This window comes from Candidatus Limnocylindrales bacterium (assembly GCA_035626395.1).
Lineage (GTDB): Bacteria > Desulfobacterota > Binatia > UBA1149 > CAITLU01 > DASPNH01.
This window is the reverse complement of record DASPNR010000042.1, coordinates 199,655-224,293: the sequence shown is the minus strand read 5'-3', so window position 1 is coordinate 224,293 and position 24,639 is coordinate 199,655. Positions and strand designations below refer to the sequence as shown.

Genomic DNA, 24,639 nt, shown 5'->3' with positions numbered 1-24,639 from the left:
GTGTCCGAACCGTTCTCGATCGCGCGGACGAGAAGGGATTTCCGGTGCCGGCCAGGCGCCAACGATACCAGCCACCGACGAACGGATCGACACAGGAATGGTGTCGAGCGAGCTTTGCGCCGGGGAAGCGCTCGTCTCTCCGCCCGTGGCGGGGGTCCAAGGCCTTGCCGTGGCGGCGTCAGACGGCGACGGGGCGCGAGATGCCTCGCGCCCCGTCGCCGCCGTCACGTCCGCGCAGGCGCCGCCTGTTGCGCCATCGCTACTTCACCGTCGTCGCGAGCCCCTCGAAGCACTCACCGCCCACGTTCAGGAGCACGGTGGTCGTCGCGGGCGTCTCGTCGGCCGCCGGCGGCGTCCAGGCGTCGCTGACCTTGAGGGAGACGCCGTAGGTGCCCGGCGTCGACAGCGGCTTGATCATCGCCTTGACGATGCCGGTGCTGTCCTTGGGCGCCTTGTACTTGAGCTTGGTGCCCGCCAGCTCGAACGACTCGGCTGCCAGCGATTCGTCCATGATCGCGCCGCCGCCGTCTGCCGCGCTCAGCTCGAGGCTGTCGCCGTCGAGCTCGGTCAGGCTGATGGTGGCTTTGAACGTCATGCGGCCCTTGTCGTCGAGCAACGCCGCCTTGGTGAAGGCGAAGCCGCTGTCGGTGCTCATGCACGGCAGGCTGGTCGCGTCGGCGGGATCGCCGCCGTTCTCGACCTCGTCCTGGTCGTAGAAGCCGTCGAGGTCGCGATCGACGCCTATGCGCGTGCCCTCGCCCGGCGGCACCGCCGTGAAGGTGATCTCCTGCCCCGGCGTGTCGGCCAGCGCGCGCAACGTCGCGCTGTCGATCGTGGCATCGCCGGCGCGGTCGCTCTGATAGTCGCCATCGCCGACGTAGACCCAGCCGCGCGGCTCGCCGCCGACTACGCCCTTGGCAACCACGTCCGCCTCCTCGAGATCCGCTCGCGCCTCGAACAGCGTGATGCGCGACTCCACGTCGCTGCCGCTGGTGTCGCTGCGCGTTGCCTGCTGGCCCACGACCGGGAACAGGTTGGTGTCGAACGCGAGCATGAGCTGCTCGAACTGGCGCCGCTCGGCGTCGCTCTGGAAGCCGGTGTTGCCGCCGTCGTTGAACACCGTGGCCTGGAAGAAGCGGAAGATCGTGTCGATGCTCCCGTCGTGCAGGAAGCCGAAGCCTCGCACCTGCTCGCCCTTGTGGCCGTTGTCGCCGGGATTGACGAAGGCCACCTGCGCCATGCCGAACATGCCGACCTTCTGGTAGAGGTTTCGCAGGTGGGCGATCTTGAACATCTGCGTCTCGTTCTCGAACGAGGAGCGGCCGTCTCCGCCGAAGAAGCCCGGATGCTTGACGCCGAACTGCGCGTTGCCGGTGCGCGAGGTCACGTGGCAGCCGTTGCACTCCTCGACGGTGTCGCTGATGCGGCTGAAGAACAGGCCGTTGGCGTTGCTCTGGTCGGGCGTCAGCGAGTTGTCGAGCGCGCGAACCGGATTGGGAGGATACATCACGTCCAGGATGAAGTCCGTGAACGCCTGCATCTGCTCGTCCGTGAGCTCTTCGCTGCGGCCGATCAGTCCGACGAACGCCGGATTGAACGCCTTGAACGCGGCCTGCTCGTCGAACGCGCCCTGATCGGGCTGCTGGCTCGGCTCGTCGTTGCCGCCGGTGCGGTCGCCGCGCCAGTGCATAGGGCCGTGGTTGTCCATTCCGCGCAGGCTCTGCGTCGTCATGGGTCCCTTCATCGGATGATGGTCCTCATCGATGAACAGATTGCCGCGCAGCGTGAACGGGCCCGGGTTGTTCAGCTCTTCGGGATCGTCGGGATTGCCGAGGTCCCACGCCAGCGAATCGAAATCGCCGAAGATGTGGCAGGAGGCGCAGGCCTGGTCGCCGTTGCTGGAGGTGAGGCGCGCGTCGTAGAGAAACGGACGGCCCTCGACGACGTTGTCGGGCTCGGGGTTGTGCAGCGCGATGTGATCGACTTCGGCGCCCGTTGCGGTGCTCACTACCGATACCGAGTTGTCGAAACGGGTCAGCACATAGGCTCGGCTGTTGGCCTCGTCGAGCACGAGGCCCGTAGGACCGCCGCCGCTGAGCTCGATGTGGCTGGATGAGCTGGGCACGAACGTGTCGCTGGACAGCTCGGCCGTATCGAACACGCCGATCTTGCTGGATCCGAACGCCGAGACGTACAGAGTCGAGCCGTCGCTGCTGAATGCCATCTCCAGAGGAAACGCGAGGCTGGCCTCGTTGGTCGGATTGGGCAGCGGGTTGCAGCACGTATCGTAGTCGATGTGCTTGTTCAGGTGCCGCGTCGCCACCGTCTCCGCCACCGGATCGATGATGCTGATGCGACTCTCGGCGATGTGGCTGCGCACCGTGCTGCCGGCGAACGTGCCGGGGCCTTCGAACCGGACCTCGTTGAAGGACTCGAGGTTGCTGACGAAGACCTTCCCGTCTGCCGGATTGACTGCCATGTTGAACAGGATCGTGCCGACGTGCGGAAAGCGGCCGGCGGTGCCGGCCAGCTGCGCCGGTGGGTTGGCATCCGCGTCGATGGCGAAGACGTCGTAGTCGGGCAGATCGAACTTGATGAAGCTCGACCAGTTGCGGTTGAGTTCATCCACCCACTGCGACCCGTTGTACTTGACGATGAGGCCCACTTCGGGGCCCGGGTCGCCCGAAACGTTCGTATTCGGCAGCGGCAGTCCGCCGTTGCCCTGGCCGCCGTTGGGCACGGAGCCTTCGCTGACGATGGTGCTCTGATTGCCGGAATGGAAGACGCCGGCATAGACGCGCGAGCCGTCGGGGCTGACCGCCAGCGGCCGCGGAGTGTCGCCGAACAGCGTGATCACCGTCAGCTCATCGCCGCCGAGCGAGGTGCCGAGGTTGTCGGCATCGAACACCCAGACGTCGGCGCGGCCGATTCCCTCCGTCGTGAACTGAGGATCGAACCCGATGTTCTGTCCGCGATGCGCCGTCGTGATGAAGGCGCGGTTGCCGGAGGCGCCGGCAAAGACGATGTCGCGCGGCTCGTCGCCGACGAGCAGCGTGCGAGTCACGCGCGCATCGTCGGGATCGGCGACGTCCAGGACGCTGACGCTGTCGGAGAGGTGATTGACGACCCAGACCTCGCCCGCGTTGCGCACGGCAACCGACAGTGGCTCCAGGCCCACCGGCACCGACTTGCGGTGGCTGAGCGTGCCGCCGGCGATGTCGAAGATCTCGAGCGTGTTGTCGGGCGTGTTGCAGACGTAGAGCCTCTGGCCATCCTCCGACATGGCCACCGGCCGCACCTGGCCGGTTTCGAAGGTCACGAAGGCGCCGGCCGGGCCGGCACCGAAGGTCAAAACGGCGCCAGTCACCGCGGCCGCGGCGACGAAGAGCGGAAGCTGTCGGAACATGAAATCCTCCCCGTTGGATTCTGCATTCCCAATGCAGAAATCGCGCGCCACTATGCCGGGAGAAGGGGCGTACTTTCAAGAAGAAAAGCAGGAGCGGTTGCGCACAGGACGGCTGCGCCCGCGCCGGTTCCCGACATGGCAGGCGGCTCCGGGGCGGTCGGCACATGCTTGAATGGCCGTTTCGGCCTCTGCTCCGGCCCAGCAACCTTCCATGCGCACCGGACCGACGGATGGAGATGGCCGGCGCCGTACCCTCTGGTCATCAAGGATACGATGGCGCCGCCGGCACGCGCCGCTGCCGAAGGAGAGGCGGCGCGCGGCCGCCGCGCACGCCTCAGAACATGACGACGCTGCGGATGGACTCGCCGTGGTGCATCAGGTCGAACGCGTCATTGATCCGCTCGAGCGGCATCGTGTGCGTGATCAGCTCGTCGATGCGGATCTTGCCGTCCATGTACCAATCCACGATGCGGGGAACGTCGGTGCGCCCCCTGGCGCCGCCGAAGGCGGTGCCCTTCCAGACGCGGCCGGTGACCAGTTGGAATGGTCGCGTGGCAATCTCCTCGCCGGCGCCGGCCACGCCCACGATGACGCTGGTCCCCCAGCCCTTGTGGCAGCACTCGAGGGCCTGACGCATCACCGAGACGTTGCCGATGCACTCGAAGCTGAAGTCGGCGCCCCCGCGCGTCAGATCGACGATATAGGCGACGAGGTCGCCCTCGACCTCCTTCGGATTGACGAAGTGGGTCATGCCGAACTGCTCGGCCAGCGCCTTCCTGGCGGGGTTGACGTCGACGCCGACGATCATGTTCGCGCCGGCCATGCGCGCACCCTGGATGACGTTGAGCCCGATTCCGCCGAGCCCGAACACCACGACATTGTCGCCCGGACGCACCTTGGCGGTGTTGATCACCGCGCCGATGCCGGTGGTGACGCCGCAGCCGATGTAACAGATCTTGTCGAAAGGAGCGTCCTCGCGGACCTTGGCAAGGGCGATCTCGGGAACGACCGTGTAGTTCGAGAACGTCGACGTGCCCATGTAGTGCAGCAACGGACGGCCATCGAGCGAGAAGCGGCTGGTGCCGTCGGGCATGAGGCCGCGTCCCTGCGTGATGCGGATCGACTGACAGAGGTTGGTCTTGCCGCTGGTGCAGTACTCGCACTGGCGACATTCGGGAATGTAGAGCGGGATGACGTGATCGCCCACGGCCAGGGTGGTAACGCCCGCGCCGACCTCGACGACGACGCCGGCACCTTCGTGCCCCAGTATGGCGGGAAACAGCCCCTCGGGATCGGCGCCCGAAAGCGTGTAGGCGTCGGTGTGGCAGACGCCGGTGGCTTTGATCTCCACCAGCACCTCGCCTGCTCGCGGCCCTTCCAGATCGACGGTCTCGATGGTCAGCGGAGCACCCGAGCGATGAGCGACAGCGGCGCGCGTTTTCATGGTGGACCCGTAAGACAAAATCGGATGGAAGAAAAGACCAGCTGGAACCGCGCCACCGGTGCTGCAAGGGTGAGGGCGGTGAGGCAGGACGACGAGCACGAGGCGATCCTCGAGGCGCTGGCGGACGCGCGGGCGTTTCCCGCCGACGCCGGTGCGAGCGGCACGGTCGCGCGCATCGACACGCACATCTCGCACGTCTTCCTTGCCGGCACCCGTGTCTACAAGCTGCGCCGCCCCGTGCGGCTGGCCTTTCTGGATTTCTCCGAGCTGTCGGAACGAAACCAGGACTGCCTGCGTGAGGTCTCCCTCAACAGACGGCTGGCGCCCGACGTCTATCTGGGCGTCGCCCCGGTGCTTCGCTCACCGTCGTCCTCGCATGGTTCGCGCTTCCTCATCGGTGAGACCGGCGAGCAGCTGTCGGCAAGCGGCGACGCCGTCGAGCACTGCGTGGTGATGCGAAGGCTGCCGGCCGGACGCGACATGAAGAGCCTTCTGGCGGCAGGCGCGATCGAGCCGCGACACATCGACGCCGTGGCCGCACGCATGGCCGCGTTCCACGCCGCGCACACCCTTGGCACTCCCGGGCCGTTCGACGTGGCCTCGTGGCTCGCCCGCACGACCGCGCCGGCGCGCGGCAACATCGATGCTCTGCTGCAGCTGGCCAGCCCGTGCGTGGAGCGCGTACGCGTGGAGGCGGTTGCCCGCGCAGCCGAGCAGTTCGCCGCCGAGCATGCGCCCGACTTCGAGCAACGTCTCCTGCGCGGCCGCGTCGTCGACGCGCACGGCGATCTGCACTGCGAGCACGTATGGTTCGAGTCGGACGACGCCGAGCCGCTCATGGTGGACTGCCTGGAGTTCCGCGAGGACTTCCGCCGCATCGATGCCGCCTCCGACATCGCCTTTCTCGCCATGGACCTGCAGTACCGCGGGCGTCCCGACCTGTCGGCGCGGCTGCTGCGCCGCTACGCGCGCGACAGCGGCGACTATCATCTCTACAGCGTCATCGACTTCTTCCTGAGCTACCGCGCCATGGTTCGCGCCAAGGTGGCCGCGCTGGTCGCGGGCGATGAGGCGCTCGCGGCCGGACAGCGCGACGGCGCCCGCGAAAGCGCCAGAGGCCACCTCGACCTTGCCTCATCTTACCTCGCGCCGCGGCGCGGGCGGGTGCTGGTGCTGGTGTCCGGCACCGTCGGCGCAGGCAAGACGACGCTGGCCGAGGAGCTGGCGGATGCGCTGGCGGCGGTGGTCGTGTCGTCCGATCGCGTCCGCAAGGACCGCGCAGGTTTGGCCGCCACCGATCGCGCCGCAGCCGCGCATGGTCAGGGGCTGTACGCGCTGCAGTCGCGAGATGCAGTCTACGCCGCCATGCTCGAGGAGGCGGCGCCGGCCATCGGCGCCGGACGGCCCGTCATCCTGGATGCAACGTTCGCGCGGCGGGCCTGGCGCCAGCAGGCCGCCCACTGGGCGCGTGCCCGCGGCATCGAGGCATGGGTGGTCGAGGCGCGTGCCGAGGAGCGCGTGGTGATGGAGCGGCTTGCAGCGCGCAGCCGGCGTGGGACCGACGCTTCGGACGCCGGGCCGGAGCTGTACGCGCGGGTGACCGCGGAAATGGAAGCTGCCGGCGAATGGCCGGCGCAGCGGAAGCAACAGGTGGACATGGGCAGCGCCGACTGGCGCCGCGAAGCGGCCGAGGTGGCCTCACGCATCGCTGCGACGATGCGCTGACGAGGCAGGCACAGCCGCGCGCGGCGCAGCGACGTTCCCGCCGCTAGCCGCCGCGCAGCGTTGCGGCTCTAGGCCTTCAGCAGCGACAGGCCCTCGGGACGGCCCAGCTCGGCACGGCGCTGGCGGTAGTAGATGAAGCCGCCGGCGCACGCCGCTGCGATCATCGCGACGGGAAGAGGATTGACTCCCAGCTCGACCAGACCGAGGACGGCCTTGCCGTACTCGAGCACGCCCAGGCTGACCATCACCGCATACCACGCCACGCTCACCGGCCGGTCGCCGTAGTGATACATCACATAGACGAAGGCGACCCAGGTCAGAAGTCCGATCGAGAGAATAGAAACAGCCAACATCGGAAGAAGTCTCCTCTTCGAGATTGCTCTTTGCGCCGGGCACTCCTCTGCGAGCCGTCACGGGCACGGCGCGTTCGTCGAACGCAGAAAGGTGTACGGATGCGATCCTTCCTGCATGGATTGCCGAGCCTCGTCAAATTTTTTTTCGCAGCGACGGCCGTCGCAAAACACATTAGGAAGACAAATAAACAATAGAAGCGAAGTCGCTGTCTCAGACTAGGACACGCTGTCGCGCGAGTGTCGGCCGCGCCGCCACGCTACCAGCACACCGACGAGCGTCACGAGCGAGATCCAATTGTAGAGCCGCTCGCTCCAGCGCCGCTCGTACACGAGCTCGACCTCGCGCATGCCGGGCGGCAGCTCCAGGCTCAGCAGCGAGTCCGGGACCGCCGAGAGCGCGACCGGCCGGCCACTTACCGTCGCTTTCCAGTTCGGATGCGGGCTGATCGCCGCAACGGCTTTGCCGCCGGCCTTGGTGCGAACGGTCCATCGCGCCAGCTCGGGGGTGTAGCGGGAGCGCAGCACCGATACCGCCTTGCCGTGCAGGCGCACACCGCCGCGCTCGACCTCGTAGATGGTCGCGTTGCGGTCCCGATATCCCGAGCTGAAGTCGCCGCTGGCGTCGTAGCGCTCGCGTGCGGCGGCAGTCGTCACGATCAGATGGGATACGCCGTAGGCACGCAGCCGTTCCGCCACGCGCTCGGGCTGGTCCTGGTCGTTCAAGGGCCCGCGCGGCGAGCGCGCTGCGGCGGCGCTGAGCTCGGCCTGGTCGCCGCCGAGCGTGTAGACGCCCGTGCGCAGGTTGAGCATGCTGATGACGCTGCGAACGCCGAGGTGCGCAAAGTCGAAGGCGCGCCGGTCCACCGCGATCACCGATTGCGGCGGCGCATGCTCGCGCAGCCAGCGCACCACGCGCAGGAACTCGCGCCGCCCCGGCCCGCGATGCGTCGCTTCGGTGTGCACGTGCCGACGCAGGACGATCGCCTCCTTCATCGCGACCGCTGCGGCGCCCAGCGCCAGAGCGAGCGCAAGGGCCAGCATCCAGTGCGGCCGCAGCCCGCGCTGCGCCAGGACCGTGAACCCGGCGCGGACGCGTTCGAAGGCGAGGCCGGCCATGAGCGCGGCGAACAGGCATGCGTAGGGAACGGCGCGGGGCCGCACCAGAGTCGAAAGCGCACGCTGCAGCCAGGCCGGCTCCCACCAGAACGGTCCCGAAACCGCCACGGCTCCGGTGCCGAACAGCAGCAGGGCCGTCATCGCCAGGCGCCCGCGGTCGAACAGGATCGCCCAGACTCCGGCAGCGTATGCGCAGAGCACCAGCACGCGAGGCCCCAGCAGCTCGCCGCGCAGGAACTCGTCGTCGCGCGTGCGCCGCTCGCCCCAGCCAACCGCGAACCCGCCATACTCGCGAAGCTCGAGCGCCGGGAAGATCGAGTGGCCGGCCAGCAGCAGCACGATGGCCGCGAGCATGACGTAGCGCATCAGCACACCGACGTCGCGCCGCCATAGCGACAACGCGGCTGCCACGACTCCGGCCGCCGCCAGCGCGTAGGCGCCGCTGATGAAATGCACCACCAGCATCGCGCCCAGCAGCAGGCTCGCCTTCCACAGCGCGTGGCGAACGCCGTCGAGCGCATCGAGCACCGCCGGCCACGCCAGCGCGAACACGACGATGCCGGCGGCCTGGATCAGCAGCCCGGTGCGAAACAGGCCCGCCATTCCGTAGCCGAGGTTGGTTCCGAAGATCAGCGCTGCCAGCGCGGCAACGGCTGCGCCGCCGCGGGTCAGGCCGCTGCGCCGCGCAAGGTACGCCACCGCAGCCGGCAGCACGACGATGGGCAGCACGTAGAACAGCTTGAACACCGCGTGCATCGACAGCAGCGACTGCAGCAGCAGCGCCGCCGCTCCGATGACCGCGAAGTAGCCGTACGACTGAAACAGGAAGAGCTGCGCGCCGAGGTACCAGTACGGCGACCATCCGTCGACGTGGCCCGAAGGCAGGAACTGCTCGACCATGACCTTGGTGCGCAGCAGGTGCCTCGGCGCGTCCTGGTTGACGATCATTCCGGGACGCGTGACCGGATAGACGAGCCAGACGGCAAGCAGCGTGCACGCCAGGATCGCCAGCACGAACGGCGCACGCGGGCCGCGCAGAGCGGCGGCGGCCCCTCTGACGATGCCGCCGGTCACACAGCTCCCGTCATGCCGGTCGCGCCGGAGCTTTCACCAGCCGGCAAGGCGCGCAGCGCGCGCCCGATGGTAGTGCGAGTCGCCGAAGAAGCTGCGATCGAACAGCGACCGCCGCAGCCACAGGTGCAGGTCGAACTCCCAGGTGAAGCCGATGCCGCCATGCAGCTCCGTCGAATCGCGCGCCGCACGATCGAACAGGTCGCACAGATGCGCCTTGGCCATGGCGGCGTGACGAGGCGCCTGCTCGGGAAGCGCGTCCAGCGAATGCGCGGCGTACCACCACAGCGAAAGCCCCGGCTCCAGGTCCACCGCCAGGTTGGCCAGCTGATGCTTGACCGCCTGAAACGCACCGATGACCTGGCCGAACTGTTCGCGCTGGAGAGCGTAGGTACGCGCCATCTCCAGGCATCGCCTCGCGCCGCCGAAGGCGTCGGCCGCGATCAGCACGAGCGCCGCATCGCGCACCCTCTCGAACGCGGCGGTGCCGCCGATGCGGCGCGCCTGCACGTCGCGGTATTCGACCACCTCGAGACGGCGCGTCCGGTCGTTGCCGGAAAGTGCCGTCATCTCCACGCCGGCTGCGTCGCTCTCGACCAGGAACAGCGCGGCCTCGCCGCCGTCGGTGGCGGCAACCACGTGCAGCCGCGACAGCGAGGCGTAGGGCACCAGAGGCTTGCTTGCGCTCAGGCGGCCGTTGCCGGCGCGCGCCTGCAGCTCGTGCGCGTCCCAGCGGCTGCCGCTCTCGCCGATGGCCACCGTTGCCAGGGTCTCGCCGGCGGCAATCGCCGGCAGCCATCTCGCCTTGGCCTCCTCGTCGTCGCCGGCAGCCAGCGCGACGGTTGCCAGCGCGCATCCGAGGAATGGTCCGGGCGCGCACGCAAAGCCAAGCTCTTCGGACACCAGCGCCAGATCGAGAAGCTCGGCGGCCATACCGCCATGCTGCTCGGGCACGGGCAGCGCTCCGACGCCGAGTTCCATCAGCCCGCGCCACAGATCGACATCGTGCCCGCTGTCGCTTTCCATGATCGCGCGCACGCGGTCGGTCGGACATTGATCGGCAAGATAGCGGCGCACCGTGTCCGCCAGCGCCACCTGCTCGGGCGTAAGACCGAATTCCATCGCCGTTCCTCTTCTACCGCTTCTGCGCAGGATCGCGCGGCATGCCGAGGCCGCGCTCAGCCACGATGTTGCGCTGGATGTTGGCGGTGCCGCCGGCGATCAGGATGCCGAGCGACCACAGGTAGGCATGCACGAACATTCCCATGGCCGGCGCGTTCGATTCGCCAGGCGCCAGAGCCGCACCGTCGCCCATGATGTCCATGGCCAGGCGCGCGATGTCGTAGGTGAGCTGGGTGCCGTAGAGCTTGGGCACCATTCCCGCCAAGCCCGGGTCCTGCCCGCGCGACTGCATGGTCAGCAGCCGCATCGAGTGGAATTCGGCCGCCGCCAGGCGGCACTCCATCTCCATGAGCCTGCCGCGGATGACGCCGTCCTCGATGACGGGGCGGCCGCCGCGCTCGACGGCCTGCGCCAGCACCACCATGCCATCGAGCGTGCGGCGGTTGATATCGGTGTCCCCGATGAGCGCCCGCTCGTACTTCAGCGTGGAACGGCTGACGACCCAGCCCTTGCCACGCTCGCCCACCAGCGACTCGCGCGGCACGCGCACGTTGTCGAAGAAGACCTCGTTGAAGTCGCTCTCACCCGTCATCTGCCGCAGCGGCCGCACGGTGATGCCGGGCGTCTTCATGTCGATAAGCATGTAGCTGATGCCGTCGTGCTTGGGAGCCTCCGGCTCGGTGCGCACCAGCGCGAACATCCAGTCGGCCTCGTCGGCATTGGACGTCCAGATCTTCTGGCCGTTGACCACCCACTGATCGCCGTCCAGCTCGGCGCGCGTGCGCAGCGATGCCAGGTCGCTGCCGGCGCCAGGCTCGGAGTAGCCCTGGCACCACAGCAGCCTGCCGAGCAGCGTGTCGCGGATGAAGCGGCGCTTCTGCTCTTCGGTGCCGTGCTCGAGCAGCGTGAACACGAGCATCGACGGCCCCTGCCCCACCATCTCGCGCGGCGCCCTGGCGCGCTTGAACTCCTCGCGGATGATCGCCGACTTGAGCGGATCGAACGCCTGCTCGCCGCCGCCCCACTGGCGCGGAATGTTGCGATACAGATAGCCGGCCTCGATGGCCTGCATGCGAAACTCGGTGACGCGCTCATCGGGCCGTGCGATGCGACCGATCAGCACCTCGCCGCCGCCGTAGCGCGCGCGGTCCTCGGCGGTCCAGCAGGCGTCGAGGAAGGCGCGGACCTTGGCGCGGAAGTCTTCGTACTCAGGACTGTAGGTCAGATTCATGGCGGCTCCGGCTGTTCGTGGCCCGCGTTAGAACACGTTTCTCCATTTCGCAAAGGCGCCGGCAGCCTTGCCCCGGCCCGGTGCCGCGCCATACTTCGCGCCGAGCAGGAGGCCTCCCATGCAAATCGGAAAACTCGGTGTCTGGACCTTCCTCGATGCGCTTCCCGCCGAGCAGGCGGCCGAGACCGCGCGCAAGGTCGAGCAGCTCGGCTACGGCGCGATGTGGCTTCCGGAGGCCGTCGGCCGCGAGATCTTCGCGTCGGCGTCCTTCCTTCTGGCCTCGACCAGGTCGCTGGTGATTGCCTCGGGCATCGCCAACATCTACGCGCGCGACGCGCTGACCATGGCGTCGGGCCGGCGCACCCTGGCCGAGCAGTCCGGAGGCCGCTTCCTGCTGGGCGTCGGCGTTTCGCACCGGCCTCTGGTGCAGGGGCTGCGCGGCCACGACTACAGCCGGCCCTATTCGATGATGCGCGACTACCTCGAGGCGATGGAGAAGGCGCCGTACGCGGCCGTGCCGCCGAGCGACAACGCGCCGGTGGTCGTCGGAGCGCTGCACCCGAAGATGCTGGCGCTGGCGGCGCAAAAGACGGCGGGCGTGCACCCGTACCTGGTGCCGCCCGAGCACACCGCTTTCGCACGCGAAACCGTCGGCCCCACCGCCTGGATATGCACCGAGCAGAAGGTGCTGCTGGAAACAGACGCAGCCAAGGCGCGCGGCGTCGCGCGCAACGCCATCGCCATGTACCTGGACCTGCCGAACTACCGGCGAAACCTGGAGCGCTTCGGCTTCTCCGGCGACGACTTCTCCAACATGGGCAGCGACAGGCTCGTCGATGCGATCGTGGCGTGGGGCGACGAGAAGGCCATCGCCGCGCGTATTCAGGCCCACCACGACGCCGGCGCCGATCACGTCTGCATTCAGCCTCTGCATCCGCTGGGGCTGCCGCAGCCCGATTGGCGAGTGCTCGAAGCGTTCGCTCCCGCCAGGAATTGAGCGCACGCGTGCAGCCCCACGCCCGCGGCGGCGACTGCGGCGGCGCGCGCCTGCTCGAGATCGCCGACGAGCTCTGCGCAGGCGTCGGCCGCCTGCGCTTCGGCGGCGAGGTCGAGTACGTCTACAACCCGCTGTCCTACGCGCGCGCCGGTTACGCCGAGTACGTCGGCCGGTACGGCGGCGGCCGCAAGGAGGTGGTGCTCGTCGGCATGAACCCAGGGCCGTTCGGCATGACGCAGACCGGAGTTCCGTTCGGGCACGTGCCGCTGGTGCGTGACTGGCTCGGCATCCGCGCGCAGATCGGCAGGCCGCCGCGCGAGCACCCCAAGCGTCCGGTCCTCGGCTTCGACTGCACGCGCGAGGAGGTCAGCGGCGCCCGGTTGTGGGGTTGGGCCCGAACGCGCTTCGGCACGCCCGCCCGCTTCTTCGGCCGCTTCTTCGTCCTCAACTACTGTCCGCTGGTCTTCCTCGAGAAGAGCGGGCGCAACCGCACTCCCGACAAGCTGCCGCCGGCCGAGAAGATCGCGCTCTTCGCCGCCTGCGATCGTGCGCTCGCCGAGAGCGTCGCCTGCCTGGCGCCGCGCCACGTGATCGGCATCGGTCGTTTCGCCACCGAGCGCATCCTCCGCGTGCTGACGAGCACCGAGGCGCGCCTCGGCTGCATCCCCCATCCCAGCCCGGCCAGCCCCGCGGCCAACCGCGACTGGGCGGGCGCGGCCGAACGCGAGCTTCGCGCGCTCGGAATTGCACTTCCTTGACGCGCGCATGGCGACGTGAGGCGAGCGGACAGGCATAATGGGCGGGTCGTGTTCGAGCTGATTCTACGCCGTGCTCATGCGCTGCGCCGTCTTCTGCGGCGCCGCAGCGACGGCATCGCCTGCGCAGCGGGCGTCGCGATGCTGTCGCTGGCGCTGTGGAGCCAGGGCTCCACTTACATCGATGACGTCTCCTCCAGCCTCGTCGGCATTCGCCGTCTGGTGTCCGGCGACAGCGAGCACTATCTGGCCATCGCCGACGACTTCGCGCGCGGCGACTTCCGCATGCGCTACGTCGAGCCGACCGGTGGGCCCGACCGCGCCCATCGCCAGCCCGCGTATCCTGCACTGCTGGCCGCGGGCGAAGCCGCCGGGCTGACCGGCGCTCCCGCGCTCGCCAAGATCGGGCTGGCGCTCGTCGTGGTCTCGCTGTGGATCGCGTTTGCAGCCGGCGCCTACGGCTGCGGCAGCGCCCTTGCCGGGCTCGTCGCCGCCACCGTCGTCTACCAGTCCACGTTCTTGTATGACCTGGCCACCGAGCGCCTGCTGACCGAGCCGCTCTATGTTGCGATCTCGCTGGCGTGCATCGGCACCGCGATGGTGTACCTGCGCACGCGCCGTTCCGGCGCGCTGCTGGCTACGGCCGCCCTGGCGGCGCTCGCTTATCTGACGCGGACGAACGGGCTGCTTCTGGCCGGCGCGCTCGCCGTGGCGATGGTGGCCAAGGACGTGGTCACCGTGCGCCGCCAGCTCCAGGGCGAGCTCGAGGAAGAGGAACCGGTTGTGGCCGTCGATTTCGAGGGCGACGAGCTCGCCGTCGCCGAAGAAGCCGACGAGAACGAGGACGAAGACGAGGAAGACGACGAGCCGCTCGCGCATCTGCCGCGGCTTCCTCTGGGCCTGTACGCGGGCGCCCTGGCGCTGTTCATCGTCGTGGCCACGCCGAGCTGGCTGCCGCGCCTGCTGTACGCCGGCAATCCGCTCTATCACGGCTACCTGCCCAACTACCTGTGGGTGGACGACTACGAGCGCGCCCACGTGCCCGGCACGCCCAGATATTCCTGGAGCACCTACGTCCAAGAGCACACGATCGGTGATGCGATCGCGCGCGCCGGATACGGCATCAAGCGCGTGTACTTCGATACGCCACGCGACAAGCTCGGCGTTGCCGCATCGCTGGCCATGCTGGCTGCGCTTGCGGTGCTGATCGCCCTTCGGGACCGTGCAGCGCTCGCGCTGGCGGCAGCCGGCGTGCTGCAGACCCTGCCGCTGGCCTGGGTGGCGCTGTCGAACTCGGCGCGCCGCGTGCCGGCAGGAGCGCTGCTGCCGTTCTTCGCCATGGTCATGGCTGCCGCGGCCGCAGCGACGATGCGCTATGCGCGGCGGCGCTCCCGCGCCATCGGCGTCGAAACCGTCGAGAGCGGTGAGCCGCAAGTGGTCGAATTCTAGGAGACCCGATGAATGAGCCCGGCACGCCCCGCCGACCCCGCCTGATCTTTCGCCTGCTCCGCGGCCTCTATCGAACGGGCCGCTTCTTCTTTGCCTCCATCGGCCTGTTCGTCACCGTCGCGCCGGCGATGCTGCTCTACATCGCGCTGTCGAGCGACAGCGTCGAGGAGATCGCCAAAGCGCCCAAGGCCGGCGTGAACGAGGACGTGCTGGTGGAGATGCAACTCGGCGGGCGCATCGCCGAGACGGCGCCTGATATGCGCTTCCAGGTCTTCAACCGACTGCTCGGCGCGCGGCGCCATCTGTACCTGCCCGATCTTGTCAAGGTGCTCGAGCGCGCATCCACCGACGAAAAGGTGCAGGGGCTGTTCATCGAGATCGAGGATCTGCGTGCCAGCCCGGCGGCGATCACGGAGCTGCGGCAGGCGTTCGTACGCTTCCGGCAGGCGGGGAAGCCGCTGGCATTCCACCTGACCGAAGCCGACACCGACGCCTATTACCTCGCCACGGCCGGCGACACGGTCGAGATGACGCCGGCGGGCTCGCTGGAGGTGCCGGGGCCGGTCTTCCACCTGATGTACATGGGCTCGGCGCTGGAGAAGCTCGGCGTCGAGTTCCAGGTCGTGCGCGCCGGCAAGTACAAGTCGGCCTTCGAGCCGCTGATCTCGGATACGCCTTCGCCGGCCACGCTCGAGATGATGCAGTCGATGGAGGAGAGCCTGCGCGGGCATCTTGCCGACACGATCGCGGACTCGCGCCGGACGACTCCCGAGAAGGTGCGCGACTGGATGAAGCGCGGCCTCTTCACCGCCGACGAGGCACTGGAGGCGGGGCTCGTCGACAGGCTTTCGTACTCGGCCGAGCACGAGATGCGCCTGCGCGGAAAGTGGGAAGCCAAGGAGAAGATGAAGCTGTCGCGCTACGGCTCGGCCACGCGCGGGCGGGAGGCGCAGGACCTGGCAGGCATCGACGAGCGCATCGGCGTCATCGAGGCCGAAGGCGAGATCGTCCTGTATGACGACGGCGGCGACGACGAAGGGATGATCACGCCCAGGCGTCTGGCCAAGGCGTTTCAGTGGGCGCGCAAGGAGGACGACATCAAGGCGGTCGTCTTTCGCATCTCCAGCCCAGGCGGCTCCGCCATCGCCTCCGATCTCATCTGGAAGGAGGTGCGCAGGACGACGCGCGTGAAGCCCGTGGTCGTCTCCATGGGCGCGTCGGCCGCTTCGGGCGGCTACTACGTTGCCGCTCCGGCCTCTCGCATTCTCGCCGAGCCGACCACCATCACCGGATCCATCGGTGTGCTGGCCGGATTGCCGAAGCTGCCGGGGTTTCCGCAAAAGTGGGGCCTGAGCTTCCATACCGTCACGCAGACCGATCGCATCGGGTTGTATTCGCCATCGCGCACGCCTTCACGGCAGGACGCCGAGCTGCTGGCCGATCAGGTCGATCACACCTACGACACGTTCGTGCGCAAGGTCGCGCAGGGACGCGGGCTGGAAATGGGCAAGGTCTACTCACTGGCCGAGGGCCGCGTCTACACGGGGCTGGAAGCCTACGGGCTCGGTCTCGTCGATGAGCTCGGCGGCTTCACCGAAGCAGTCAAGGCGGCCGTGGAGCTGGCCGAGCTCGACACGAGCAAGCGTTATCGCATCAAACGCTACGGCTACGAGACCGACATCCTGGATTGCCTGAGGTCCTTCTCGAGCCTCAGCGACTGCCTCTCCGAAGGCGAGACCGCCTCGCACCTGCATTCGCGCATGGAGCTGGCGCTGGCATCGCAGGTGGGATCGATCGCGCGCAGCTTCGAGCGCGAGCGGGTGCTGCTGCGACTGCCTTTCATCCTGGCCCGCGGTCAGCACTAGCGCGATCCCCATTTTGTCCGTGCGCGTTCCCCCAGCCGGCGCGCGCCTTCTGGCTGGCCGCGGAAGATGTGTCAGAGTTGACGCATCTGTTGATCACCCGTGCCAAGGAGGTCCGACATGTCGCCGATCAAAGCATTGCCCGTGTTGCTCACGCTCGCCCTGTGCATCGCGCCCGGCTACGCGCTGGCCGACGATCCGGAGGTCGAAGCGGAGAAGACGCGCATGGAGCTGGAGAGGAAGCAGCTCGAGTACGATCAGAAGATGGACAAGGAGCGTCTCGAGGCCGAGCAGAAGCTGCGAAAGGAGCGGATCGAAGAGGATGACGAAGGCAGCCGCCGCATCATCGAGCGCAGCGAGACCATCGAGGTCGCACCGGTCGCGCCGTAAAAAAACGCCGGCCGAGCAGCTCATTCTGCCCGGCCGGCGCTTTTTAGCGGGACGTTTGGTTGATTGGATTGTTCTTTCTTCGATCGATCAGTTCTGAACCGGCTCGGCCGGATTCGTTCCCGAGCTCGCTGCCTCTCCGCCTACGACCTCGATGGACGAAACCTCACCGGTGGCCTTCGCGTGCACGCGCACGCGCTTGCCGCCGATGCTGGCCAGATCCGTTCCCTTCGGCGATCGGAAGAGCCCGTTCTTCCCTTCGATCCCGAAAGTTCCTGCTTCCGCATCCAGAACGACGAGCCGGCCGCTCAGGACTGGACCAGGTCTTCCTCCCACCGGTCCCGCTGCGACGGCGCGCGCAGGAGCCTTTGCGACGCCATCGGAGCGAGCGTGTTCGGTACCCCCCGGCCCGGGAACTCCCGTGACGGCGGTGGCTGCGCTGGCGTCCGATTGCACGCCGGCCTTCGTTGCTGCCGCGGCCTGAGCGGCCGAGGAGGCCGAAGGTACCGCCAGCGCAGCCAACAGCGCCGCAAGGGAAAATCGCACGAGCTTCTTCTCACTCATCGACTTCTCACCTCCACGCCGGTCGTAAGAGCAGGTTGCATGCCGATCCGAAGTCCCTGATTTTCCACGAGTCCATGCATTGGGCGCAGACGCGCTCGGGGAGAAAGACCCCAGAGCTGTTGCCAACGTCCCCAGTCATCGGTGGAATCGCCGCCGGTGCTCGCACGCAAGCTCACCGTCGTCCTCGTCGCCGTCGTGGCCGTAGCCGGGGCAGCATTCGCGCTGCTGTGGACCGCCGACCTCGAGCGCACCCTGGAAGACTCCAAGATCAATCGCCTCGACATGCTCACGCAGGCAACGCGCGTGGCCGTCGAGAACATGCTCAGCACCGGCAGCCTCGCCGATCTCGCCCGGATGGTGCGGCGCCTGGAGGCCTCCGAGGAGGTCATCGGCGTGATGGTGCTCAACCGTCAGGGCGGCCCCATCGTCGGCACCGCCTTCGAGTCCACGCCTGCGCTGCGCGCGCTGGCCGCCGACACATGGGCGCCGCCGGCGTTCCTGCTCCACCGCGAGCATCGCTACGTGCGCGTGGCGCCGCTGCAGGGACGCGGCAACGTGGTGATCGGACGTCTGGCCGTGGTGCAGGACTGGTCGGATCTTCGCCAGGCGCGCAGCGAAGCTCGCCGGCGCGCCGCGCAACTCGGGCTGACGCTGGCTCTGGCGCTGTCGGCGGTGCTGTGGTTCTTCGCCTACGCGCTCGTCGTCAAGCCGCTGTCGCGTCTGGCCGGCGCCGTCGACGCCATCGCACGCGGGCGCATGGGTCCGCAGACACGCGTGCATGTTCGCCAGCGAGACGAGATCGGTGCACTGGCAGGCGCGCTCAACCAGATGCAGGACGAGCTCGAGAGCGCCACGCAGAGCCTGCGCGCCGAGCACGAAGAGCGCCTCAAGGCCGAGCGCTCGCTGCATCTGTCCGAGCGGCTGGCGGCCATCGGCCAGCTTGCCGCCGGTGTCGCTCACGACATCGGCACCGCTCTCAACGTCGTGCAGGGTCGCGCGCAGCTGCTTCTCGAGGAGCCGGGGCTGGCGCCGGGGCAGCGCCGCCAGCTCGAGACGATCGTGGGCCAGTGCGAGCGCATCTCGCAGACGGTGCGACGTCTGCTCGGCTTTGCGCGGACCACCGAGGGCGAGCCGCGCAGCAACGACATGGGCGACATCGTGCGCGAGACGCTCGAGCTGCTCGCGCCCAAGCTCAAGCCGTTCACGGTTCGCACCTCGCTCCCCGACGAGCCGGTCGAAGCCGTCGTGGATCGGCGGCGAATCGAAGAGCTCATGGTCAACCTAGTGATGAACGCGGTGCAGGCGATGGGCAGCAGCGGCACGCTCGACATCGAGCTTGCCGCGCCGGTGACCTCGCCGCGCGGCCAGCACGGATTCGCGCGGATGACGGTGGCCGACAATGGGCCCGGCATTCCGCCCGAGCATCGCCGGTACATCTTCGAGCCGTTCTTCACCACCAAGGAAGCCGGCGTCGGCTCCGGGCTCGGCCTGGCCATCGCCTACAAGGTCGTGACGGACCACGGCGGCTACATCGACGTGCAGAGCGAGGTCGGCCGCGGCACGCGCTTCCTGGTCTATCTGCCGCTGGCAGCCGCGCAGGGCCCCGTGGCCGCCGCGGCAGGAGCCCGAGGATGAACCTGCGCAAGCACGCTCTCCTCTTCGCCAGCAAGTCCGGCGCCCAAGGCCGTCTTTGCAGGCGCACACGGATGAATCCACGCAACCCCGATCCCATCCGGTCGCCCGCAGCGCCGGCGCCCGCCTCCGTTCTTGCAGGAGCACGCTCATGACCACCGCATCAGGCCTCAAGCCCGCCGACAAGCCGCGCATCCTCATCGTCGATGACGAGCCGGAGTTCTGCCGCTTCCTCGAGGACTGCCTGGGGCAGGACGAGTACCTGATTACCAGCGTGCACGACGGCGAAGCGGCGCTGCAGGCGCTCAGCCGCGGCTTCGATCTGGTGCTGACCGACTTCCAGATGAGCGGCATGTCGGGCATGGACGTGATCGCCGGCGTGCGCGCGGCCGATGCGACCGTTCCGGTCATCCTCATCACCGCATTCGGCACCATCGAACAGGCGGTCGAGGCGATGCGCACGGGCGCGTACGACTACGTCACCAAGCCGGTGTCGATCACCGAGCTGCGCTCGCGCGTCAAGCGCGCGCTGGAAACGCATCAGCTGCGAAGCCAGGTCGCGCGCCTGGAAGCCCTGGCCGGCGAGCGCAGCGCGATCGAAGGCATCGTCGCGCTTTCCAAGGGCATGCGCCGCGTGGTCGAGACCGTGCGCCAGCTCGAGCGCTCGCGCAGCAACGTGCTGCTGACGGGCGAGAGCGGCACCGGCAAGGAGCTGATTGCGCGCGCGCTGCACCGCTACAGTCCCGTCTCCAGCGGCCCCTTCATTCCCGTCAACTGCGCCGCCATCCCCGAGCAGCTGCTGGAGAGCGAGCTGTTCGGCCACGTCCGCGGCGCGTTCACCGATGCACGAGCCGACCGCGCCGGCCTGTTCGAGGTGGCCAGCGGCGGCACCATCTTCCTCGACGAGATCGGCGAAATGTCGCCGGTGCTGCAGGCCAAGCTGCTGCGCGTGCTCGAGGACGGCACCGTGCGCCGCGTGGGATCGGCCACGACCGAGACCGTCTCGGTTCGAGTCGTCTCGGCCACCAACCGCAACCTGGAGACCGAGGTCGCGGCGGGCCGCTTCCGCGCCGATCTGTTCTACCGGCTCAACGTCGTGGAGATCCGCATACCGCCGCTGCGCGAGCGTCCCGAGGACGTGGCCGCGCTGATCGCGCATTTCCTGCAGGAGCTCGGCGGCGGCACGCGCAAGCTGAGCGAGCAGGCGCGGTCTACGCTGCTCGGCTACTCGTGGCCCGGCAACGTCCGCCAGCTCCGCAACGCCATCGACCACGCGCTGTCGCTGTCGACCAGCGAGACTATCGACGTCGAGGATCTGCCCGAGGCGCTTCGCCGCCACGCCGAGGAGGCCGGCGGCCGCATTTCCTCGACGCCCGACAGCGACACAGCAGGCCTTACGCTGGCCGAGCTCGAGCAGCGGCACATCATGCAAGTGCTCGAGCGCACGGGCGGCAACCGAAGCGCGGCGGCCGCGCTGCTCGGGATCGATCGCAAGACGCTGTACAAGCGGCTGCGCAAGGAAGGCGGCTGAGCTGCCGTCTTCGCCCTCGTCGCGGCTGCACGTCTTGCCACGCGCGCCGCCTCCGCCTACTGTCGCTCTTGTAAGATCGTTCGCCGCCATCCAAAGGAGCCCGCCGCCATGCAGTACACGCAGCGCAATCCCCTTCCACTGCCCCCGAGCGGGGCTTCCGAGACCGTTCCGTCCGAAATCAACACGGTCTTCGACTGGGAGTACGCGCTGGGGCGCGAAAAGCTCATGGCGCTTTACGAGAAGGGCAAGGCGTCGACCTGGAACGCCACCGACATCGACTGGTCGATCAAGGTGGATCTGGACGCGTTCATCCGCCAGCGCGTCGACATGGGAGTGCATCACATGGTCAACGCGCTGCTGGCCCCGCCGCAGCCGCTGGAGCCCGAGCAGCTCATCGAGATGAACCTCAACACCAACGCCTGGATGCTTTCGCAGTTCCTGCACGGGGAGCAGGGCGCGCTGCTGGCCACGGCCAAGATCGTGCTGTCGGCTCCGCTCGAGGAAGCGAAGTTCTACGCGGCCAACCAGGTCGCCGACGAGGCGCGCCACGTCGAGGTGTATCACCGCTACCTGACCGAAAAGCTGGGCCGTTCCTTCGAGGTCAACCGGCACCTGCAGATCCTGCTCGACCAGATCCTGTCGGACTCGCGCTGGGACATGACCTATCTCGGCATGCAGATCATGGTCGAGGGTCTGGCGCTGGCCGCTTTCGGGCTGATGAAGGTGCAGATGCCCGACGAGCCGCTCATCCAGGACATCACCTCCCGCATCATGCAGGACGAGTCGCGGCACGTGGCATTCGGCGTGCTGTCGCTCGAGGATATCTACCGCAACCAGCTCACGTCGGCCGAGCTGCGCGAGCGCGAGGACTTCGTCATCGAGGCGACCTACCTGATGCGCGACCGGCTTCTGATGGAGCAGGTCTACGAGCGCATGGGCTGGGACGTCGATCTGTGGGTGGGCTGGGCGAAGACCACGCCGTACATGACGGGCTTCCGCCGCATGCTGTTCTCGAAGATCGTGCCGAACCTGCGCAGGCTCGGCCTGCTCACGCCGCGCGTGCGCGACGCCTACGAGCAGATCGGCATCCTCGAGTTCGCCGACATGAAGGATTCCACCGAGGATCCCGACGTGATGCCGCCCGAGGAGCTGGTGCGCCTGATCCAGCAGTTCCAGTCGGCCGGCGCCACCACGGCCGCAGCCTCGTAACAAGCGTCTTTGCATTCGAGCATTGGCTCGAATGCAGACCTGCCTTCGGTCAATCCGCGGCCGCCGCGAGCGGCTCGTGCTCGGCGCGCGCAATCCCGGCGCGCGGAAGCTGCGGCGCCAGGATGTCGCGCGGCAGGCCGAGCAGGCGGTGCAGGCGCGCCCACTGGTTGGCATCGGCCACCGCCGTCGCCAGATCGAGGATGCCAACGTCGTCGTAGCCGATCCCGCGCAGGCGCTGGATCATCTCGGGCGTCGTGCGAGCCGCGTAGCGCGTTCCGACGAACACGAATGCCTCCAGCGGATCGGCAGGCCGCGCGTGGAAGCCGTCGGCCTCTTCGGCGCGCGACGGCAGATACTCCTCGACGAGCGCGTGCACCCGAGCCGTCACCGAACGCGGCAGGCTGCTGGCCACGTCGCGCTCCTCCAGCGCCAGCCGCAGGACCTCGACGAGCTTGGGACGCGCACGCAGCGGGTCGAGGTCGCCGTCGAGGTCGCGGCCGGTCGCGCGGCGGAAGGCCGGCTGCATCTCCCGACATGCCTGCTCGAACGTCCGGTCGTACGGCCGGTTCACCAGATCCATGCGCGTGAACAGCTTGCTCGCAACGAAGATCGCGACGCGCCGCATGAAACCGATGCGCGAGAGCGCGTCCGGCACGAATTCCGAGTCCACGTGCAGCAGGTCGGCCATGCGGTTGATGAAGTGGAAGCCGCCCAGCACCAGCACGTAATCGAGCGCGGCATCGCCGGCGATGTTGCGCAGCGGAGTCAGGTCATCTTTCGAAAGGCGCGCCGGCCTCTCGTGGCAGCGCCGCACCAGGTCGGCCAATGCGATGTCGATGCGCTCGGCGCCTTCGTGCCGCCCCTCGAGCAGATCCGCGACCGCGCTTCCTCGTCCTCCTGCAGCCTGCAGGAATGCCGTATGGCCGTCCTCTCAATAGACGCACTGGTTGAGCCGCGACACCATCGCGGCCACCAGCTCGCGCCGCGCGCGCGGCTCCTCGCCCGCCCACATCGCCAGCTCCCAGGTCCGGATCATGCGCCGCATCGAGGCGGGCCGAAGACTGAAGAGGCGCACGATGTTGGCGACCACGCCGATGCCGCTCACCCGATGCATGTAGCGGACGACCTCCGCCAGCTCCGGACCGGCGTTTCGTGGAGAGATGGTCTGGATGTAGGCCATGGTTGCCTCCGTGACGATGGCAGCGGCGGCCCGGCACCCGCCCTGCGTACTTTCGGAATACGCCCCGGCGCCGCCGACGTAAAGGCTCGCTGCAGCACCGCTTCGGGTGGCGCGCCGTTCGGCTACATTGGCCGCCGAGGTCTTCATGCTGATCCGACTCCTCGGCTCCACCCCACGCAGGCTCCTGTGGCTGCTCGTCGCGTTCACCGCATCCGCTGCGCCGTCGGCCGGTATCGCCGACGAAGCGGCGCGCCAGGCCGGCATGGTCGCAGCCATGCGGCCGGCCGAGCGCAGTGAGCAGGACCGCGCACGCGACGCGCAGGAAAGGCCGCAGGCGATCGCGCAGTTCGCGGGCCTGCGCCAGGGCATGCACATCGCCGACCTCCACGCCGGCGACGGCTACGTCACCGAGGTCCTGATGGGGAGCGTCATCCCGTACGGGAAGATCTTCGCGAACAACGACCCCTCCCTCCTGTCGCCCGAGCAGACGCAGGCCTGGAAGAAGAGGCTGGAAAGCCCCGACACCGCCGATCTGGCCGAGCTCGACAACGCGGTCACCCAGGCCCTGCCCTACTACGCCAAGGGGCTGCAAGCGGTGTTCAGCATCGGGGTGCATCACAAGATGGTCATCAAGGGCATCGATCGCGCGGCGGTGCATCGGGTCGTGTTCGACGCCTTGGCGCCGGGCGGGCTCTACATCGTCGCCGACGCGCGCGCGGCCAAGGGAAGCGATGCCGCCAAGGCCGCGGCCGCGTGCCGATCACACGCCGATGCGCTGCGCGCGGAAGTCGAGGCTGCCGGTTTCCGCTTCCTCGAGCAGAGCGACGCGCTGGCGAACAGCAAGGATGCACGTACCTCCGATGCGTGCTCGTCTAAGGACATGCCGGATCGTTTCCTGATGAAGTTCGAGCGACCGTCTCTCTGACGAACAGACCCACCGCGTTGCGCGCAACAAATCTCGCGCGCACGCACTCGCGCACAATTGCAGATCCGCAGCCCCCTTCCGTGGCCGCGCGCGAACAATTACCGCGGCGCGCACGTCCACTCGTCTATCTGCTCGAGAGGCCGCGTGGTAACCATGCAGATGCTGAAGAGTTCGCGAGCATACCCGACCACGGCGCGCCGCGAACGAGGATGGTGAGATCATGGTGAAGCCTCTTCCCCTTATTACGATGCTCCTGGCAACGACTCCTCTTCTTGGCACCGGCTGCGTCGTGAAGAGAGAACGGGAAGTCGTCACGACAACGAGCCGAATGCCCGTGGTCCAGCACGACATCGTGGTGCAACGGCCGCCCATGCCCGAGCCGCGCACGGAAGTTCGTACCGCTCCTCCGTCCTCGACCTACCGCTGGGTCGAAGGACACTGGGAGTGGAATGGCAGCGATTGGGAATGGTCGGCGGGCTACTGGACGCCGTAGCATCCGTGAATGACCAGAGACGGCCGCGGCATCGCGACCGTCGCAACCGAAGACGCCGCGGTCGCTAGAGCGACCGCGGCGTTCGTGTTTGGGCCGCTGCCAGGCACAGCAGCCGTCTCGCCCCTTCTCGTCTCCGTTGTCCGGCTGCCGCGCCCGCCGACGACCGGGCACTGCCGCCGCCGCCGAA

Annotated in this window: 20 protein-coding genes; 11 read left to right on the top strand and 9 right to left on the bottom strand. The window is 68.2% G+C overall.

All coding sequences use genetic code 11. The features are described from left to right. Positions 1–259 precede the first annotated feature (259 nt). Positions 260–3,406 (bottom strand): SMP-30/gluconolactonase/LRE family protein, encoded by a 3,147-nt coding sequence (locus VEC57_16725; GenBank protein ID HYC00780.1) that lies wholly within the window; start codon positions 3,404–3,406, stop codon positions 260–262. A gap of 334 nt (positions 3,407–3,740) precedes the next feature. Then, positions 3,741–4,850 carry an S-(hydroxymethyl)glutathione dehydrogenase/class III alcohol dehydrogenase gene (locus tag VEC57_16720; GenBank protein ID HYC00779.1) on the bottom strand — a complete coding sequence of 370 codons (1,110 nt, stop codon included), beginning with the start codon at positions 4,848–4,850 and terminating at the stop codon, positions 3,741–3,743. A gap of 78 nt (positions 4,851–4,928) precedes the next feature. Here VEC57_16720 and VEC57_16715 point away from each other — a divergent pair, with 78 nt between their 5' ends. After that, a complete protein-coding gene (locus VEC57_16715; GenBank protein ID HYC00778.1) occupies positions 4,929–6,575 on the top strand; it encodes an AAA family ATPase in 1,647 nt (548 codons plus the stop codon). Positions 6,576–6,643: 68 nt separating this feature from the next. On the opposite strand, the gene VEC57_16710 is transcribed toward VEC57_16715, so the two are convergent. The 4 genes from VEC57_16710 to VEC57_16695 form a co-directional block, all read right to left on the bottom strand. Continuing rightward, positions 6,644–6,928 (bottom strand): hypothetical protein, encoded by a 285-nt coding sequence (locus VEC57_16710; GenBank protein ID HYC00777.1) that lies wholly within the window; start codon positions 6,926–6,928, stop codon positions 6,644–6,646. A gap of 216 nt (positions 6,929–7,144) precedes the next feature. After that, positions 7,145–9,118: a hypothetical protein gene (locus VEC57_16705; GenBank protein HYC00776.1), complete on the bottom strand. Its 1,974-nt coding sequence runs from the start codon at positions 9,116–9,118 to the stop codon at positions 7,145–7,147. A gap of 33 nt (positions 9,119–9,151) precedes the next feature. Continuing rightward, positions 9,152–10,237 (bottom strand): acyl-CoA dehydrogenase family protein, encoded by a 1,086-nt coding sequence (locus VEC57_16700; protein HYC00775.1) that lies wholly within the window; start codon positions 10,235–10,237, stop codon positions 9,152–9,154. Between the two features lie 13 nt (positions 10,238–10,250). Beyond that, positions 10,251–11,468 carry an acyl-CoA dehydrogenase family protein gene (locus VEC57_16695; GenBank protein HYC00774.1) on the bottom strand — a complete coding sequence of 406 codons (1,218 nt, stop codon included), beginning with the start codon at positions 11,466–11,468 and terminating at the stop codon, positions 10,251–10,253. A gap of 118 nt (positions 11,469–11,586) precedes the next feature. Here VEC57_16695 and VEC57_16690 point away from each other — a divergent pair, with 118 nt between their 5' ends. From VEC57_16690 to VEC57_16670, 5 genes are all read left to right on the top strand, one after another. After that, positions 11,587–12,465 (top strand): TIGR03620 family F420-dependent LLM class oxidoreductase, encoded by an 879-nt coding sequence (locus VEC57_16690; GenBank protein HYC00773.1) that lies wholly within the window; start codon positions 11,587–11,589, stop codon positions 12,463–12,465. Positions 12,466–12,473: 8 nt separating this feature from the next. Beyond that, positions 12,474–13,223, top strand: a complete 750-nt coding sequence (locus tag VEC57_16685; GenBank protein ID HYC00772.1) for a uracil-DNA glycosylase family protein — start codon at positions 12,474–12,476, stop codon at positions 13,221–13,223. A gap of 48 nt (positions 13,224–13,271) precedes the next feature. Next, the gene (locus VEC57_16680) at positions 13,272–14,669 is read left to right on the top strand and encodes a hypothetical protein (protein HYC00771.1); all 1,398 of its coding nucleotides are present in this window, start codon (positions 13,272–13,274) and stop codon (positions 14,667–14,669) included. Positions 14,670–14,677: 8 nt separating this feature from the next. Beyond that, positions 14,678–16,534 carry a signal peptide peptidase SppA gene (sppA, locus tag VEC57_16675; protein ID HYC00770.1) on the top strand — a complete coding sequence of 619 codons (1,857 nt, stop codon included), beginning with the start codon at positions 14,678–14,680 and terminating at the stop codon, positions 16,532–16,534. A gap of 117 nt (positions 16,535–16,651) precedes the next feature. Beyond that, on the top strand, positions 16,652–16,921 hold the full coding sequence (locus VEC57_16670) for a hypothetical protein (GenBank protein HYC00769.1): 270 nt from the start codon (positions 16,652–16,654) through the stop codon (positions 16,919–16,921). An 87-nt stretch (positions 16,922–17,008) separates the two neighbouring features. Here the strand turns inward: VEC57_16670 and VEC57_16665 are convergent, their stop codons facing one another. Further along, positions 17,009–17,482 carry a hypothetical protein gene (locus VEC57_16665; protein ID HYC00768.1) on the bottom strand — a complete coding sequence of 158 codons (474 nt, stop codon included), beginning with the start codon at positions 17,480–17,482 and terminating at the stop codon, positions 17,009–17,011. Between the two features lie 141 nt (positions 17,483–17,623). Between VEC57_16665 and VEC57_16660 the strand changes: the two genes are divergently transcribed. The 3 genes from VEC57_16660 (at position 17,624) to VEC57_16650 (ending at position 21,854) form a co-directional block, all read left to right on the top strand. After that, positions 17,624–19,117 carry an ATP-binding protein gene (locus VEC57_16660; GenBank protein ID HYC00767.1) on the top strand — a complete coding sequence of 498 codons (1,494 nt, stop codon included), beginning with the start codon at positions 17,624–17,626 and terminating at the stop codon, positions 19,115–19,117. A 148-nt stretch (positions 19,118–19,265) separates the two neighbouring features. After that, positions 19,266–20,645, top strand: coding sequence for a sigma-54 dependent transcriptional regulator (locus VEC57_16655; GenBank protein HYC00766.1), 1,380 nt, complete (start codon positions 19,266–19,268; stop codon positions 20,643–20,645). A gap of 108 nt (positions 20,646–20,753) precedes the next feature. Beyond that, complete coding sequence (locus tag VEC57_16650) at positions 20,754–21,854, top strand: ferritin-like domain-containing protein (GenBank protein ID HYC00765.1); 1,101 nt, start codon at positions 20,754–20,756, stop codon at positions 21,852–21,854. Between the two features lie 49 nt (positions 21,855–21,903). On the opposite strand, the gene VEC57_16645 is transcribed toward VEC57_16650, so the two are convergent. Further along, a complete protein-coding gene (locus VEC57_16645) occupies positions 21,904–22,680 on the bottom strand; it encodes a hypothetical protein (protein HYC00764.1) in 777 nt (258 codons plus the stop codon). Positions 22,681–22,785: 105 nt separating this feature from the next. Further along, a complete protein-coding gene (locus VEC57_16640) occupies positions 22,786–23,034 on the bottom strand; it encodes a hypothetical protein (protein HYC00763.1) in 249 nt (82 codons plus the stop codon). Between the two features lie 145 nt (positions 23,035–23,179). On the opposite strand from VEC57_16640, the gene VEC57_16635 reads away from it, so the two are divergent. Then, complete coding sequence (locus VEC57_16635) at positions 23,180–23,959, top strand: hypothetical protein (GenBank protein ID HYC00762.1); 780 nt, start codon at positions 23,180–23,182, stop codon at positions 23,957–23,959. Positions 23,960–24,287: 328 nt separating this feature from the next. After that, positions 24,288–24,452, top strand: coding sequence for a hypothetical protein (locus VEC57_16630; protein HYC00761.1), 165 nt, complete (start codon positions 24,288–24,290; stop codon positions 24,450–24,452). The last annotated feature ends 187 nt before the right edge of the window (positions 24,453–24,639 follow it).